This is a genomic window from Aestuariimicrobium sp. G57 (genome assembly GCF_050110855.1).
Taxonomy (GTDB): Bacteria; Actinomycetota; Actinomycetes; order Propionibacteriales; family Propionibacteriaceae; genus Aestuariimicrobium.
The window spans coordinates 529,483-544,693 of sequence record NZ_JBNINW010000002.1 but is presented as its reverse complement, the minus strand read 5'-3'; the positions used below and the strand labels follow the sequence as shown (position 1 = coordinate 544,693).

At 68.1% G+C, this 15,211-nt stretch carries 14 protein-coding genes; 5 read left to right on the top strand and 9 right to left on the bottom strand.

What is annotated here, in order from left to right:
- Positions 1-64: 64 nt before the first annotated feature.
- The 3 genes from eccD to eccE form a co-directional block, all read right to left on the bottom strand.
- Complete coding sequence (gene eccD, locus ACQCX5_RS06485; protein WP_434541196.1) at positions 65-1,495, bottom strand: type VII secretion integral membrane protein EccD; 1,431 nt, start codon at positions 1,493-1,495, stop codon at positions 65-67.
- Between the two features lie 202 nt (positions 1,496-1,697).
- Positions 1,698-2,369, bottom strand: a complete 672-nt coding sequence (locus ACQCX5_RS06480; protein ID WP_434541195.1) for a hypothetical protein — start codon at positions 2,367-2,369, stop codon at positions 1,698-1,700.
- Complete coding sequence (gene eccE, locus ACQCX5_RS06475) at positions 2,369-3,541, bottom strand: type VII secretion protein EccE (RefSeq protein ID WP_434541194.1); 1,173 nt, start codon at positions 3,539-3,541, stop codon at positions 2,369-2,371. Before eccE ends, ACQCX5_RS06480 begins: the two co-directional genes overlap by 1 nt.
- A gap of 211 nt (positions 3,542-3,752) precedes the next feature.
- On the opposite strand from eccE, the gene eccB reads away from it, so the two are divergent.
- The 3 genes from eccB (at position 3,753) to ACQCX5_RS06460 (ending at position 5,968) form a co-directional block, all read left to right on the top strand.
- Positions 3,753-5,144: a type VII secretion protein EccB gene (eccB, locus tag ACQCX5_RS06470; RefSeq protein ID WP_434541193.1), complete on the top strand. Its 1,392-nt coding sequence runs from the start codon at positions 3,753-3,755 to the stop codon at positions 5,142-5,144.
- Between the two features lie 185 nt (positions 5,145-5,329).
- The gene (locus tag ACQCX5_RS06465; protein ID WP_434541192.1) at positions 5,330-5,638 is read left to right on the top strand and encodes a WXG100 family type VII secretion target; all 309 of its coding nucleotides are present in this window, start codon (positions 5,330-5,332) and stop codon (positions 5,636-5,638) included.
- Between the two features lie 39 nt (positions 5,639-5,677).
- Entirely contained in the window at positions 5,678-5,968 is a 291-nt protein-coding gene (locus ACQCX5_RS06460) for a WXG100 family type VII secretion target (RefSeq protein ID WP_434541191.1), read from the top strand.
- Positions 5,969-6,027: 59 nt separating this feature from the next.
- Here the strand turns inward: ACQCX5_RS06460 and ACQCX5_RS06455 are convergent, their stop codons facing one another.
- Both ACQCX5_RS06455 and aat read right to left on the bottom strand, forming a co-directional pair.
- Positions 6,028-6,891, bottom strand: a complete 864-nt coding sequence (locus tag ACQCX5_RS06455; RefSeq protein ID WP_434541190.1) for an Fpg/Nei family DNA glycosylase — start codon at positions 6,889-6,891, stop codon at positions 6,028-6,030.
- The gene (aat, locus tag ACQCX5_RS06450) at positions 6,884-7,654 is read right to left on the bottom strand and encodes a leucyl/phenylalanyl-tRNA--protein transferase (RefSeq protein ID WP_434541189.1); all 771 of its coding nucleotides are present in this window, start codon (positions 7,652-7,654) and stop codon (positions 6,884-6,886) included. Before aat ends, ACQCX5_RS06455 begins: the two co-directional genes overlap by 8 nt.
- Before the next feature lie 107 nt (positions 7,655-7,761).
- On the opposite strand from aat, the gene ACQCX5_RS06445 reads away from it, so the two are divergent.
- Positions 7,762-8,439, top strand: coding sequence for an EcsC family protein (locus ACQCX5_RS06445; protein WP_434541188.1), 678 nt, complete (start codon positions 7,762-7,764; stop codon positions 8,437-8,439).
- Between the two features lie 33 nt (positions 8,440-8,472).
- Positions 8,473-9,618 carry an alanine racemase gene (alr, locus tag ACQCX5_RS06440; protein WP_434541187.1) on the top strand — a complete coding sequence of 382 codons (1,146 nt, stop codon included), beginning with the start codon at positions 8,473-8,475 and terminating at the stop codon, positions 9,616-9,618.
- Positions 9,619-9,707: 89 nt separating this feature from the next.
- Here the strand turns inward: alr and ACQCX5_RS06435 are convergent, their stop codons facing one another.
- The 4 genes from ACQCX5_RS06435 to pdhA all read right to left on the bottom strand — a co-directional run bounded on the left by ACQCX5_RS06435 (position 9,708) and on the right by pdhA (position 15,174).
- A complete protein-coding gene (locus ACQCX5_RS06435) occupies positions 9,708-10,628 on the bottom strand; it encodes an ROK family protein (protein WP_434541186.1) in 921 nt (306 codons plus the stop codon).
- Positions 10,629-11,344: 716 nt separating this feature from the next.
- Complete coding sequence (locus ACQCX5_RS06430) at positions 11,345-12,979, bottom strand: dihydrolipoamide acetyltransferase family protein (protein ID WP_434541185.1); 1,635 nt, start codon at positions 12,977-12,979, stop codon at positions 11,345-11,347.
- 33 nt (positions 12,980-13,012) lie between these two features.
- Positions 13,013-14,032 carry an alpha-ketoacid dehydrogenase subunit beta gene (locus ACQCX5_RS06425; RefSeq protein ID WP_434541184.1) on the bottom strand — a complete coding sequence of 340 codons (1,020 nt, stop codon included), beginning with the start codon at positions 14,030-14,032 and terminating at the stop codon, positions 13,013-13,015.
- On the bottom strand, positions 14,029-15,174 hold the full coding sequence (gene pdhA / locus ACQCX5_RS06420; protein WP_434541183.1) for a pyruvate dehydrogenase (acetyl-transferring) E1 component subunit alpha: 1,146 nt from the start codon (positions 15,172-15,174) through the stop codon (positions 14,029-14,031). The genes ACQCX5_RS06425 and pdhA overlap by 4 nt, the downstream gene beginning before the upstream one ends.
- Positions 15,175-15,211 lie beyond the last annotated feature (37 nt).

Genomic DNA, 15,211 nt, shown 5'->3' with positions numbered 1-15,211 from the left:
GCGGTTTCCTTGGTGGTTTCGATCTGTGGCGGCAGCGTCGCTCGTCCGACGCGATGTGCCCAAACTAGCCGCTGGTCAGTCCACGGAAGCGGGCGTACATGTTCAAGGCGGCCAGCAGCAGCGGGACGATGGACATGATCGACAGCCATTCGAAGATGTCGGCGACGCGGCCCCAGACCGGGCTCGCGATCTTGTCGTACAGGTTGGTGGCATAGAAGCTGAGGGCCAGCACCCCGACGAGGACGATGACCATGGCGATCGCGATCTGGTACATCGGCGAGAAGTTGCTGATGCCCACTGCCACGGCTGCGAGCAACATGGCCGTGCCACAGAACAGCAGGGCGAAGCGCTGCTGCAGTCCGATGAAGCCGTTGGCGCGCAGCAGCACGGCCAGGCCGACGGCCCCGACGAGCAGCAGTTCCCAGAGCCCGCGGGTGAGCACGACCGGTAGACTGGTGAACAGGGCGGTCAGGCTCGTGGCCAGGAGGAACGCCGCCAGCATGCGGTCGGCGAGCAGCGCGCGCGAGACGATGTCGCTCTGCACGGGGGTCTCGTCAGCCATCATCGTCTCGGCATCGGACGGCAGCGCGGGCAGGGCGATCTGGGCGAGACGGTAGGACCAGGTGGGCAGGGCCGCGGTGATGGCGACCATCAGGCACATCGACACCATCGCGATCGTCAGCAGGTGCTCGGGGAAAATGGTCATGACCGAGCCGACCAGCAGCATCAGCACCGAGGTCATGGCGGCGGTGAACAAGGGCATCACGCTGACCTGGGCGGCGATCGCCAGCGTGGCCGAAGCCACGAGCACGCAGGCAGCGCCCACGGTCAGCCGCAGCGGCACTGAAGCGCTCGAGGGCAGGATGCAGTAGCCCGCCAGGAATGCGAGGGCGACCGAGGCCCAGGCCAGGGCCGAGGCGACCCGGTATTCACCGGCGGCCCGCGACACCGAGATCGAGGCGATGGTGGTGGCGAAGGCGAGCACACCACAGACGATGGCGCCCACGAACACGTGCTGGCCGACCGGGGCGAGCAGGGGGCCGAGCAGGTCCATGGTGGCTGGTTCGAACGGCTGGGTGATCAGCATGATCGGCAAACCGATCAGCAGCACCAGCAGTACCCCGAGCGCGAACCGCTGCGAATGGCGTGGGACCCACGACGGCCGCTGGTTGGTGGTGGTGGCGACGGCATCAATCACATCGTCGAACGCGGCATCGGGGATGGCGTTCTCACGCTGGCGCAGGTGCAGGGTCTCGCCGTCGCTGATGGCGAGCTTCGAGACTTTCGCCTGTGGGTCGAGCGGGTCTTCACCGAAGCGTTGCAGCACCCAGGTGTGCACCGCGTCGGTGGCATTGCTGGCCTCGAACCCGGCGAACTTCACGATGCTGGGCATCAATTCGCCCAGCGTCACCGCGCCGGGCAGGGCAAGGTCCACCCTCCGGTTCGGGGAAATGATCGTGACCCGCGCCAGGTCTTCGTCCATCACACTGCTCACGCAGGTCACCCTACTTGCGATGGGGTCGGGTGGCCTCGGGCTGTTCGTGCGGCAGTGGTGACCAGAAACGGGCAGGCCGGCCGGGATGGCGCCTTCACTGCGCAGATCGGGCCAAGCCCGCCGGGAAATGGACAGCCCGTCAGCAGGCCAGTGGAAGCACCCCATGCAGGGGACGATCGGGCGAGCCGCGCACCCGCCCCGCTCAGCCGTTGAACAACAGCCGGTATTCAGTCGCCGACGGCGGCATCGACACCCGCGTCATGCGTCGCGGCATCGCCAGCACCACATCGCTCTGGCCCAGGTTCGAGGCCTGCCGCAACTGTGCCTGGCTCAGCACATAGGCGCGGCGCACGTTGTCGAGCCCGCGCTGGTCAACCGGTCCGAGCAGCGCCAGGTCGCAGTTGCGCAGCGAATGCACTGCCGAACCGGCCGAAATGTCGGCGAGCACGGCAATCGTCTGCCACGCCCCCACCGCGACCTGCGAGGCGTCAAACCCCGCCGAGTCGTCCACGACGAGACTCGGCCGGTAGGGACGGCCCTGCCCCGGGATCCGGTCCTGTCGCCCCAGCAGGTCAATCGTGCCGCCACAACGCTGGATGGTCTGGGCCAGTGAACGCCAATTGCGGTGGTCGTCGGCGATCACGGTGATGTGGGCGCCCAGGCAGAACGCCCGGAACACCAGCAGCCACACCGCATAGTCCGGTGCCGCCATGAAAACCCTCGACCCCTGCGGGCGGAACAGCCGCAGCGCCACCTCGGCACGGTTCGTCCGCCCCAGCACCAGCCCCGACGGGCCGGTACGCACCACCGCAGCCTTGCCGGTCGCCTCGACCTCGGGCAGTTGCCAGTCGTTGGTCATCGTGGTCACAGCCATCAGTCCACCTGCTTGCCGAGCGGGACGGTCGCCAGCATGGTCGGCACCTGCGCGCCACCGGCGAATGACAGCTTGACCGACCCGGGCAACGCGTCGGTCAACTGCTCGGACGCGGCCTTCGCCATGCCGGCGTTCGGCGCCACGAGGCGGACCGCTCCGGTGGCGTTCGACGCCGCATCCAGCGTGAACGAGGTCACGGCGAACAGCACATTGGCGCTGGTCAGCGCCCCCAGCAACGACTGGTAGCCGAGCGAACGGTTCGACCCCCATGACCGCACATGGCGACCCGTATGGGTCAGGCCGTCGCATTCCCACGTCGTCCAGCCCTCTTTCGACCGGGGCTCGGTGTGGTCGGGGGTCGACCCGGTGGTCAACGTGAGCACGTCATAGATCTCGAGGGGCGTCAGCGCCCGGGTGACGATGCCCTGGCGCTTCAGCGCCGCCTGCACCCGGTGCATGCCGAACCGCAGGGTGGCATAAATACCGTCCGAGGACGCCCCCCGTCGGGCGACGGCCTCGAGGCAGAGTCGGGGGTCGAGGCGCACACACAGCCAGGTCATCCGCACGGCCGGCGGACCGTCGGCCCCGGCAACCTCACGATAGGCAGCCGCTGCGGGCGAGCCCTCGGGCAGCAGAGCCGTGACGGGTGCCGGCACCGTATAGGTGACCACCTGCAACCCGGCGAACACAATGTCGTCCTGCCGGGTCAGGCCCGAGAGGGCATCCAGGTCGATCTTCTGACCCGAGTCGGCGACCAGCACATCGTCGGAGTTGAGCGCCAGCACACCGGTCCAACTGCGTCCGTCGGTGACCACCCCCACCTCTGCCCCTTGTGCCGAGCGGGTCTGGTGCACTGTGAGTCCGGGTGCCCACTGGGCCAGCGGCACCAGGTCGACGGGAATGTCAGTCGGCTCGTCAGCGGGGCGGCGTTGGCGGCGCAGGTAGCCGACGAGCTTGGCGGCCCAGCCGAGCGCCGAGCGTCCCCGCACGGGCAGGCCGAGCAGCAAAGCCACGAACATGACGACCCCTGCGGCGATGTAGCCGCGCATCTCGCCCGTGAGCACGAGCAGCACGGCGGCCAGGATCGCGACCTCCCAGCCGAGGCACCGCAGCCAGAACTCGACAGAGAAGCGGCTCGGCGTCCTGACCGCCAGTTGCGCGGCGCGTGCCATGCTGTCCTCCTCTGGGGTTCAGGCTTCTGCAGGCCGGGTTCGCCCGGGGCGTGCTGCCCCACACTCTATGGGTCAGGGGTGCATGCCCGTCGTCCGGTGGCCGTGGCTCGTGCGACAAGGAGTGCACCAGGACCGTCGAGTGGGCTGACCCCTGACAGGGCAGAATGGCCCCGTCTGAGTATCCGCACCCACACCCGACGGGAGGCACGTCATGGCCAGCCGCAAAGACCTGCTCAAGGCGCACGGCTTCACGACGTCGCGGCTCGTCTCGGCACTCGTGACGCGCAACCCTGACGACCAGGCACCTCCGCTGCGCCGGGTCGGCACCGCAACGTTCGTCTCGATCCTGATCGGGGTGGTGCTGCTGGCGGGCTCGGCGCTGTTCGGCCTGATCCGCAAGCAGGTCACCGTCGACCAGTGGCAGAAGGCCGGCGTGGTCATCCACGACAGCGATTCGGGGCAGTTGTTCATCTGGGACGAGCCCACCAAGGCCCTTGTCCCCATGAACGACGTCACGTCGGCCAGGCTCGCGGCTGCTTCGGGGGGTGCCCCCGAGCAGGTGACGGTGAAGAGCAAGGACCTCGTCGGCATCAGCCAGCGCCCGCGCCGCGGTATTCCCGGTGCCCCGTACCAGTTGCCGCTCGAGGCCAACATCGACCCTTTCCCGCTGCGCGTCTGCGCGACCGAGCCGAACCCGACCGGTGAGCGATTCCTGACCGCCCAGATCGGCAGCCAGGCACCGCAGCCGACCTCGTCGGTCGACGTCGCGGTCGAGACCCCGGACGGCCAGCAGTACGTGATCATGAACGGCACCAGCCACAAGCTGGTCACCCAGGGCGGCGTTTCGCCGCTGATCGAGAACCTGCCCCTGTTCCGGGTCAGCGCGGCGTGGCTCGCGTCACTGCCGTTCGGCCAGCCGATCGAACGCCACGAGATCCCGGGCGCCGGTGGGCGCCCCGCCAAGGGCACGTGGACGATCGGGACCCTGACCCGCATCGGCGCCGAGAACGACGCCAACACGCGCTACTACGTGCAGCTCAACGATGGACTTGTACGCATTTCCTACCTGGACATGCGTCTGCTGGTCGTAAGTGGCACCCCCGAGGCAACACCCATTTCTGAGTCGGACTACTCACAGTACGCAGACAACACCGCTAGCTTCGGCACCCAGGGGTTGCCATTCGGGCGCCCGAATGGCCCCAGCAACATCGGCAATGTCGATTCGCTCTCACTGTGCGCCACCTATCCCGGTGGTGACCAGACCTGGCCGAGCATCGCGATCGGTGCCCCCACACCGACGCGGCCGTCCACGATGATCCACCCTGTCGGCAACCGTGCAGACCTGATCGTGATGGACTCCCTGTCCGGGGCGATCCTGCAGAACTCCACGCTCAAGGCCGGTGCCGGCAACCAGTTCGAGACCGCGACCTTCCTGGTCACGAACGGCAAGATCTACGGCATCCCCGACAAGGAGTCGCGCCTGGCGCTCGGCTACGGCGACAAGACCCCGATCGGACGAGTGCCCGAGGGCGTGCTGAACCTGTTCCCCTCGGGGCTGCCCGCTGGTGTGAGCCTCTCGAAGGGGTCGATCGCCGCGACCTGATGGCGATTTTTCGCGCCCTGACCAGCGCAAACACCGGGCATTGGGCGATTCCGTCGCCGAAGTGACCCCAGCCGGTCCTAGTGTTTTTCTCAGATCGAATGAGTTCCTCCGCCACGACTCGGGGGGAGCAACCCACGAGGTCGGGAAACCCTCTCGGCCACCCCTTCAGGAAAGGTAGTACCCCTATGTCGGGACAGAGCCAGGTCAACCGCGCCGCCATGAACACCGCCGCTGGGCAGATCGAGGAAGCCCACGGCCAGATCCACGGCATTCAGACCAACCTCTCGGGCCAGGTCAACAGCCTGCGTTCGGGCTGGATCGGGCAGGCCTCTGACGCCTTCTACGGCGCCTACACCCAGTTCGACAACGAGTTCGAGAAGACCAAGAAGGGTCTGGACGACATCCACCAGAAGCTGGTCGGCTCGCAGGTGTCGTACACCCAGACCGAAGACGAGCAGAAGGCTGCCTCGAACCCGATCCTGGGCATGCTCTGAGCAGCCTGCTGACAAACCACTAGAACTTAGGAGAACATCATGGGCGACTTCACTCTTGTCAACTCTTCGGCTATGCAGCAGGGCATCGGCGACCTTCGCAACGCGCACACCCAGCTGAACAGCACCCTGGACACCCTCAAGGGCCAGCTGAACCAGAACCTGTCCGAGTGGGACGGCGCTGCTCGCGAGGCCTACACCGTCGTGCAGCAGCAGTGGGACGCTTCGGCCGCCAAGATGGCCGACATCATCAACAAGATGACCTCGGTCATGACCTCGATCTCTGAGGGCTACGACAGCAACGAGAAGTCGGTGCAGTCGCGCTGGAGCTGACGCTTCGCGCACCCAAGCAGAAATCAGGAGCCCCGGCCAGCACGGCCGGGGCTCCTGCCCTATTTCAGCAGCTTGCTCATGCGCCGGTCGGCCAGCGGCTTGCCCCCGGTCTGGCACCCGGGGCAGTACTGCAACGACGAATCCGCGAAGCTGACCTCGGCGATAGTGGTGCCGCAGACGGGGCACGGCTTCCCTGTACGTCCATGCACCCGCAGCCCCGCCCGCTTGGAGTCCTTGAGCGATTCCGCCCCGAGGCCTTCGGTGGCGTCGACCGCCTCGGCCAGCACAGTCCGGATGGTGTCGAGCAGGTCGTCACGCTGCGGACGGGAAAGCGAGCTGACCGGCAGGAACGGGCTGAGCTTCGCCACATGCAGGATCTCGTCGGAATAGGCATTGCCGATGCCGGCGAGCACCCGCTGGTCCTTCAGCACGCCCTTGACCTGGGCACGCCCTGACCTTGTCAGCAAGGCATCGAAGTCATCGGCGGTGAACAATTCGTCGGTGGGGTCCGGTCCCAGCGTGGCCACCATGTCGATCTGGTCGGGGTCAGTCACCACGTGCACCGCCAGATGCTTCTGGGTGCCGGCTTCGGTCAGGTCGAACCCCGAGCCGTCCGACAGCCGCACCCGCAGTGCCATCGGTCCCTTGCCCAGCTTCAGCGGCTTGTCGGGCATCTCATCGCGCCACACCAGCCAGCCGGCCCTGGCCAGGTGAAAGACCATGTGGACGCCCTGGGCATCGATGTCCAGGAACTTCCCATGGCGTGACACCCCCGAGATGGGCATGCCGTGCAGCGCATCGAGTGGCGGCAGCACCGTCTTGAGCGCGCTGAAGGCCACCAACTGGGTCGAGATGATCGCCTTGTCGACCAACTTGTCGGCGAGGAACCTGCGCAGCGCCTCGACCTCGGGCATCTCAGGCATCTGCGTCCCCCTGCATCGTGTCGTGGTCGTCGTCGGCAACCCCCACCGTAGGCACCAGACCCGGACGACGGAAGGCCTCGCCGCGGTCGAATTCGGGCGGGTCGAGGGTCAGCACCCGGTTGAGCTGGCGCAGGTATTCGCGTCGCGGCACCTCGATGGCGCCGAGGCTCGCCAGGTGCGGGGTCAACCACTGCACGTCGAGCAACCGGTCACGGCGCCGCTCGGTCCAGGACAGGCCGCGCCCCAGCTCGTCCACCAGTCGCACCAGCGCCACCTTCGACGCGTCGCGGCCGTGCTCGGCGTCATGGAACATGGATTCGCCGGCGAACAAACCCCCGACGCTGACGCCGTAGAGCCCACCGACGAGCCGGCGGTCGGCGTCCCAAACCTCGACCGAGTGGGCCTGGCCGCGGGCGTGGAACTGCTGGTAGACCTCGATGATCCCCGGGGTGATCCAGCCGCCGGAACGGCCCGGGGCCGCGCAGCGGCGCACCACCTCGACGAAGGCGACATCGACGGTGGTGGTGAAGCGCTTCGCGCTCTTGCGCAGGCTGCGGCTGGCCACGAATCGGTCGAGCGGCAGCACACCCCTGTGCACCGGCGACCACCAGCCCATGTCGTCGGGGTGGTCACCCTCGAGCAACGGCATGGGGAAGACGCCGCTGCAGTAGGCCAGGTAGGCCAGCTGGGCGTCAAACTCCTCCGAGAAGGCAATGAGGTCCTGGTCGGGCCACTCGCTCTCGGGACCGAACAGATGCAGCACCGCTCCAGTGTGGCAGCAGTTCCGGGACGAATCCGGGTGCGACCCGATGGGCACGTGAAACCGGTGCGCCTAGTCTGGGGGCAGTAAGGCAACCCAGGAGGCATCCCATGGCCAACGCCAAGGATTTCGGCAAGGCACTCATCGCGACAGGGCAGAAGATCACCCCCACGGCTGGGGGCGCGATGCGGCGTGTGCTCGACCTGGCCATCGACGGGGCCGCCGGTCTTCCGGGCGCACGGTCGTCCGCAGCCGGCCACCTGGACAAGAAGAACGACCGCGAAGAGGCCATCGACTCACTCGTCACCCAGCATGTGGCCCTCGCCGGTGCGCAGGGCTTCGCCACCAACATTGGTGGGCTCATCACCATGGCAGCCACGGTGCCCGCCAACCTCGTGGGTGTGACGGTGATCCAGTGCCGCATGGTGGCGGCGATCGCCCACCTGCGCGGCTACGACCTGAACGACAACCGGGTGCGCAGCGCCATCCTGATGTGCCTGCTCGGCGAGAACCACGCCACTGAGCTCATCCGCGACCAGGTGTTGCCCTCGAGCCCCATGGCCATCGCGACCGCCCCCGCCTTCGATGCGAAGCTCGACCAGGAGATCTCGAGCCAGGTGATCGCGCAGCTGCTGCAGATCGTCGGCGGCAAGAAGATCGGCCTGCTGCTCGGACGACGCATTCCCGTGATCGGTGGCGGTGTGGGGGCCGTGACCGACGGCTGGCAGACGTTCTCGGTGGCCAGCTATGCCCGGGCCGAGTTCATCGACCGGCGCCACCGCAGCTGAGCGCACCCGGGGGTCGTGCGGCATGATGTGGACATGTCCACCCGCCCGCCATCGCCAGTGATCGCCACGATTGACCTGCAGGCGATCACTGACAATGTGACCGCCCTGCGCACGCGGCTGCCCGCCGGTGCCGGGCTGCTGGTGGCGGTCAAGGCGAATGCCTATGGGCATGGCGCGGTGGCTGTGGCGCAGCACCTGGAGCGCCATGACCTGGCCGACCTGCTGGGCGTGGCGACGGTGCCCGAGGCGGACGAACTGCGGGCCGCGGGGGTGGGCCTGCCGATCCTGAAGCTGTCGCACTGCCTGCCCGATGAGTTGCCCGCAGCGCTCGAGGCGGGCTGCGAGCTGACGATCGTGGACGAGGCCACGGCGCGTGCGGCCTCGGCAGCCGTGGCGGCCGGCGCTGGGGGGACGACCACCAGTGCGGCGCGGGTGCACCTGAAACTCGACTCGGGCATGGGGCGCATCGGGGCACCGCTCGGCGACGGTGTCGAACTGGCGCGGCTCGTGCGATCTCTGCCGGGCCTCGACCTCGTCGGCGTCTTCACCCACCTGCCCATCGCCGACCTGGGCGACGACGGCGGGTTCACCGACGACGAACTTGCGGCATTCCTGTCTGTGGTCGCCGGCATCGAGGCTGACTCGGGGCCGCTGCAGTGGGTGCATGCCGCCAACTCGGGCGCGCTGCTGGCCCACGACCTGACGGGGTTCACCCTTGCCAGGCCGGGAATCGCCGTCTATGGGTGCTATCCCGATGCCACCACCCCCAGGACTGTGCCGCTGCGGCAGGTGATGCGGGTGGCGACACGGTTGTTCTTCCGCAAATGGGTCGAGCCGGGCACGTCGATCGGCTACGGCCGCACGTGGACGGCGTCGTCCGGCACCTGGATCGGGACTGTGCCGATCGGCTATGGCGACGGGTTCAGTCGGCTGAACTCGAACCGCGGGCAGGTGCTCGTCAACGGGCGCCGGGTGCCGGTGGTGGGCCGGGTGTGCATGGACCAGACGATGGTCGACCTGGGGCCGGACTCGTCCGATGCGGTGGGCGACGAGGTGGTGGTGCTCGGCGGCCAGGGCGATGAGTTCATCAGTACTGATGAACTGGCGGGGTTGATGGGCACGATCAGCTATGAGGTGACGTGCCTGTTCACCGACCGGGTCGAGCGGCGCCACAGCTGAGCTGACGCGTGGGCTGACAAGAGGGCTGACACGGGGACTGACAAGGCCATCCGTGGTCGATCCGGCACCACAGACGGTGCCGGATCGACCTATGTTGCCGTGATCTGCGCTTCGCGCACCCGCACCCAGTGGGCGACACCTACCAGGGCGCTGCGGGCGGGGTCGTCGGCCAGGGCAACTGGGATCGGTCCACCATCGGGACCGGCTCCGTCGAGACGGCAGGTGAAGAACCGGGCCAGCAGGTCGGACGATTTCGAAATCGACCCGCCTACGACGAGCGCCTCGGCCCCGAATCGCTGCAGCACGGGCACGAGCGCGCGGGCCAGTGACGCATAGGCCTGGTCGAGCACGTCGACGGCGACAGGGTCGCCCTGTCGGGCCAGGTCGGCGATGTCCTTGACCTCGAGCCACTCCCCCGTGCGGTCGCGGTGGGCCTCGCGGATCGCCACCCGCGAGAAGAGTTGCTCGACGGGCACGCCATCCAGCTTCGCGGTGTGGATCTCGCCGAGGCGCGGTACCTCGTCCCCCGAGGTGATGGGCATGCCATCGGCGACGAAGGCCGAGCCGATGCCGGTGCCGAGGGTGATGCCGACGCCGCGGCGTCGTCCCTGCAGGCCACCGGCCATCGCCTCACCCACACCGAACGCGTCGGCGTCGTTGATGAAGTGCACGCGGGCGGCGGCCAGGCCGGCACGCAGCACCGCGCCCAAGTCGAAGCCGCGCAGCGACCAGAACTTCTCGACGCCGGTGTAGTCGCCGATGCCGCCCTCATAGTCGAACGGGCCGGGCACGGCGGCGCCCCAGACGGTGCCGGCGGGGGCATCGAGGGTGCGTCCCGAGGCCACGAGCACGGCGACGATGTCATCGGCGGGTGCGGCGTTGTCGAGCGGACGGGTGTCGACGACCTCGACATGGCCGTCATCGCCGGCCCAGGCTGCGGTGACATGGGTGCCGCCGACCTCGAGCACGGGGACGAGGTGGGGCTGGGTGTCGTCGGCGACATGGTTCACACGGGTCAGTACACCATGACGGCCGCGGGCGGGGATCACAGGGAGGCTGGGATCACGGGGAGGCGGGCCCTGCACCCCGCTCGCCCGCTGCACCACCCCGGGCCACTGCACCGCCCGGGCACTGCACCGCCCCGGGCACTGCCCCACCACCCGGGCACCACTTGGCTTGCGTTACTCGACTCAGCTTGTGCTGTCAGTGCAAGCCAAGTCGAGTTGCGCAAGCCGAGTGGACGATGGCTGGGGTCGGGCTCGGGATTCCACCAGCTGACGGCTGCTGAACTCGTCCGGGATGGGCCCGAAGTTGTAGACGCGGCGCTGGTGCAGGTTGTATCGGCGTTCAGGCGTGCAGACGTGGCGCTGGTGCCAGTTGTGCAGGTGGTGTCGGCATCCCGGCCTGCAGAGGTGCCGCTGGCGCCACTTGTGCACGTGGGTGTGCTCCCAGCGGTGTTGAACCGTTGGTAGTCGAACGGTTCGGCACCGCTGTGCCGGCCCTGAACGCCGCGGCGCCCTGAACCCCTCCGCCCGGGTCATCCCGCCCCGCCGTGAACGCACCTGGCTTGCGTTACTCGACTCAGCTTGTGCTGTCAGTGCAAGCCAAGTCGAGTTTCGCAAGCCAAGTGGAAGAGGCGGGGTGGTCAGTACAGCCGTGCGGTCAGTACAGGGGTGGTCACTACAGCCATGTGGTCACTACAGCCATGTGCTCAGTACTGGGATGGTCAGTACAACATCGCCAGCTCGGGGTCCGACAGCAGTGACGCCACTTCGCGCAGGAACCGCGACCCCTGCTCGCCGTCGATCAGGCGATGGTCGAAGCTGATCGAGACCGTCGTAACCCAGCGCGGCTCGACCCGTTCGTCCGCGCCCTCACCGACGACCCACGGACGCCGCTCGATCGAGCCCATGCACAGGATCGCCGACTCGTTGCCGTTGATGATCGGGGTGCCCGAATCGATGCCGAAAACGCCCACATTGGTGATGGTGAACGTGCCGCCGGCGTAGTCAGCGGGCTGGAGCCTGCCCTCTTTGGCCACCTGCACCATCGAGTTGATGGCTCGGCACAGGTCGAGCATGCTCATGCGCTGCGCACTCTTGATGTTGGGCACCATCAGCCCCCGCGGTGTCGCGGCGGCGATGCCCAGGTTCAGCTCGCCGTGCTGCACGATCTCCATGTTGCGGTCGTCCCACGACGCGTTGATGTCGGGGTTGTTCGCCATCGCCAGGCACACGGCCTTGGCATAGACCAGCAGCGGGCTGACCCGCAGGTTGGCGAACTCGCGGCGGGCGCGCAACCGCTCGACCATCTGCATGGTGGCCGTGACGTCGACGGTCACCCATTCGGTGACATGCACGTGGGTGTTGACCGAGTTGACCATGGCCTCGGCGGTCACCTTGCGCACGCCGCGAATGGGGATGCGCCGCTCGCCGTTGGTCTGGTAGCGCCCGTGGGGCGGTTCGTTGACGAAGCTCGAGCCCTGTCGCGGGTCGGCGAACGGGTCGCCGACGTAGTCGGTGCCGAACCCGCCGGCACCAAACCCGGACGAGTCCTGGCCACCGCCCATGAAACCACCACCGCCATAGTTCGGCTCGGTTCCCGGTCCGGTCACGGTGGCGCGGCTGGCCAGGCTGGCCATGGCGGCGGCAGCCTCGACGTCGGCCCGGCTGATGGTGCCGTTCGGCCCGCTGCCGCGCACGTCGTTCAGGTCAACGCCCAGCATCTTGGCCAGCTTGCGCACCGGCGGCTTGGCGCGGGCGATGTGCTCGGCGCCGCCCACCAGCACCAGCTCGGAGCCGCGCACCGGCTCGCCGGGCGTGGGCAGCGGGTCGCCAACGGCCTCGGCCACCACCCGGTGCGGCGCCGAGACGGCGTCGGGGCGGCGCGAGGGCTCGGTCTGCTGCCAGGCGTCGGCGAGGGCCTGCGAGGCGGTCACCTCGGCGTCTGACTCGTCGGGCTCGACGGTGCCACCACGACGGCGACGTCGGCGGGCCGCCGGGCCGGAGTCCTTGGGCCCGTAGCCGACCAGCATGGGCTCGCGCTCCTCGGTGGGGCCGGCTGCGGGGGCAGCGGCGTCAGGGGCGGCAGCGCCCCCGGGCGCCGCGGCAGCCGGCTCGTCCGGGGTGCCGTCGTCGATGACGATGACAGGTGTGCCGATCGGGACGACTTCGCCCTCGGCCACCAGGATCTGGTGCACGCGCCCGGCCCACGGGATGGGCAGTTCGACCAGTGACTTGCTCGTCTCGATCTCGACGACGATGTCGTTGACCTTGACCTCGTCACCCTCGGCGACACGCCACGAGACGATCTCGGCCTCGACCAGCCCCTCGCCCGGGTCGGGCAGGTTGAAACGCTTCATCGTTCCCCCACGTTCATCGTTCCCCCAGGTTCATCAGTACCCCATTGACTCGTCGACGGCATCAAGGATTCGGTCCACACCCGGCAGCCAGTCCTCTTCAACCCGGCTGATCGGGTAGGGGGTGTCGTAGCCGGTCACCCGCAGCACGGGTGCCTCCATCACATAGAACAGTTCTTCGGTCAGGCGGGCCGACAGCTCTGCGCCCATGCCCAGATTGCGGTGCGCCTCGTGCACCACGATGGCGCGCCGGGTGCGCTTGACCGAGTCGACCACGGTGACCATGTCGATGGGCGACAGGGTGCGCAGGTCGACCACCTCGAGTGAACGGCCCTCTTCGGCAGCGATGACGGCGGCCTCGAGGCAGGTCTTGACCTGCGGGCCATAACTCAGCAGCGTCAGGTCGGTGCCGCGCCGGGCGACGCTGGCCTGGTGCAGCGGCAGCGGTGTCCGGGTGGCCTCGTCGACCTCACCCTTCTCGTGGTAGCGCCGCTTGGGTTCCAGGAAGATGATCGGGTCGTCCGAGGCGATCGCCTGCTGGATCATCCAGTAGGCGTCGTTGGGGTTGGACGGCGAGACCACCTTCAGGCCGGGCGTGTGGGCGAAATAGGCCTCTGGCGACTCGGAATGGTGCTCAATGGCCCCGATGCCCCCGCCATAGGGGATGCGGATCACGATCGGCATCGAAATGCGCCCGGACGAGCGGAAATGCATGCGCGAGAGCTGGCTGACGATCTGGTTGTAGGCCGGGTAGACGAAGCCGTCGAACTGGATCTCGACGACGGTGCGGTAGCCGCGCATCGCCAGCCCGATCGAGGTGCCGACGATGCCCGACTCGGCCAGCGGCGAGTCGATGACCCGGTCTTCGCCGAAGTCCTTCTGCAGGCCCTCGGTGATACGGAAGACGCCGCCGAGCCGGCCGATGTCCTCACCGGCGAGCAGCACCTTCGGATCGGCCTCGAGCGCGCGGCGCAGGCCGGCGTTGATGGCCTTGCCGAGCGTCATCGTCTTCGTGCCCGGCGTCGCGGGCGCCTGGGACGTGCGAATGGCGGTCATCGGTCCTCCTCTGAACCGTCGGCTGCCCAGGCAAGGTATTCCTCGCGCTGCTCACGCAGTTCGGCGGTGGTTTCTGCATGGACGAGGTCGAAGATGGCTTCCATCGGCGGCACGACCAGTTCGTGGCACGCCTTGCGCACATCGGCGCCGAAGTCGTCGCACTGCTGGTCGAGGTCAGCCAGCCAGGCGTCGTCCAGTTCGCCCTGGCTGGTCAGGTAGGTCTTGACCCGCTCGATGGGGTCGCGGCCCAGCCAGTGCTCGTCCTCTTCGGCGAGGCGGTACTTGGTGGGGTCATCAGACGTGGTGTGGGCGCCGCGGCGATAGGTGAAGGCCTCGATGAAGGCCGGGCCCTGGCCAGACCTGGCGCGTTCCATGGCCCACTGGGTGACGGCATGCACAGCGAGCACGTCATTGCCGTCGACGCGAATGCCGGGGAAACCGAAGCCGCGGGCCCGCTGGTAGAGGGGGATGGGCGTCTGCCGGTCGGTCGGTTCGCTGATGGCCCACTGGTTGTTCTGGCAGAAGAAGACGACCGGTGCGTTGTAGGACGCTGCGAAGACATAGGACTCGTTGACATCACCCTGGCTCGAGGCGCCGTCGCCGTGGAAGGCAAGCACGGCGGCGTTGTCGCCCGGGTCGGGGTTGCCGACCATGCCGTCGAGCTGCAGACCCATGGCGTAACCGGTGGCGTGCAGCGCCTGCGACCCGATCACGAGCGTGTACAGGTTGAAGCGGAAGGTTGCCGGGTCCCAGTCGCCCTGGCCGGTGCCGCGCCACAGCTTCAGCATGTCGGCCACCGGCACGCCCATGGCCAGCGCCACGGCATGTTCGCGATAGCTCGGAAAGACGAAGTCGTGGCCGGCGAGTGCGGCGGCGGCGCCGACCTGGGCAGCCTCCTGACCGAGCAGCGGCGGCCACAGGCCAAGCTCACCGTGGCGCTGCAGCGCGGTGCCCTCGGCATCGAACCGTCGGGCGATGACCATGTTGCGCAACAGGCCGCGCAGCTGGTCAGGGTTGCCCTGCCACGAGAAGTCCGGGTGCTCGACCCGCTCACCGTCCGGGGTCAGCAACTGCACCATGTCCTGCGGGTCACGCTGGCGTGCGCGGGTCTGTGGATCTGTCACTCCGACGAGTGCGCTCATGAGTCCTCCAAGGGGAATGTCTTCCGCCTTTCCTACG

What these genes read in the sequence shown, in the direction of transcription:
- ACQCX5_RS06460 (WP_434541191.1), top strand. Translation starts at nt 5,678, where the DNA reads ATGGGCGACTTCACTCTTGTCAACTCTTCGGCTATGCAGCAGGGCATC.
- ACQCX5_RS06430 (WP_434541185.1), bottom strand. Translation starts at nt 12,979, where the DNA reads ATGAAGCGTTTCAACCTGCCCGACCCGGGCGAGGGGCTGGTCGAGGCC.
- ACQCX5_RS06445 (WP_434541188.1), top strand. Translation starts at nt 7,762, where the DNA reads ATGGCCAACGCCAAGGATTTCGGCAAGGCACTCATCGCGACAGGGCAG.
- eccB (WP_434541193.1), top strand. Translation starts at nt 3,753, where the DNA reads ATGGCCAGCCGCAAAGACCTGCTCAAGGCGCACGGCTTCACGACGTCG.
- ACQCX5_RS06480 (WP_434541195.1), bottom strand. Translation starts at nt 2,369, where the DNA reads ATGGCTGTGACCACGATGACCAACGACTGGCAACTGCCCGAGGTCGAG.
- ACQCX5_RS06455 (WP_434541190.1), bottom strand. Translation starts at nt 6,891, where the DNA reads ATGCCTGAGATGCCCGAGGTCGAGGCGCTGCGCAGGTTCCTCGCCGAC.
- ACQCX5_RS06465 (WP_434541192.1), top strand. Translation starts at nt 5,330, where the DNA reads ATGTCGGGACAGAGCCAGGTCAACCGCGCCGCCATGAACACCGCCGCT.
- eccE (WP_434541194.1), bottom strand. Translation starts at nt 3,541, where the DNA reads ATGGCACGCGCCGCGCAACTGGCGGTCAGGACGCCGAGCCGCTTCTCT.
- alr (WP_434541187.1), top strand. Translation starts at nt 8,473, where the DNA reads ATGTCCACCCGCCCGCCATCGCCAGTGATCGCCACGATTGACCTGCAG.
- ACQCX5_RS06425 (WP_434541184.1), bottom strand. Translation starts at nt 14,032, where the DNA reads ATGACCGCCATTCGCACGTCCCAGGCGCCCGCGACGCCGGGCACGAAG.
- pdhA (WP_434541183.1), bottom strand. Translation starts at nt 15,174, where the DNA reads ATGAGCGCACTCGTCGGAGTGACAGATCCACAGACCCGCGCACGCCAG.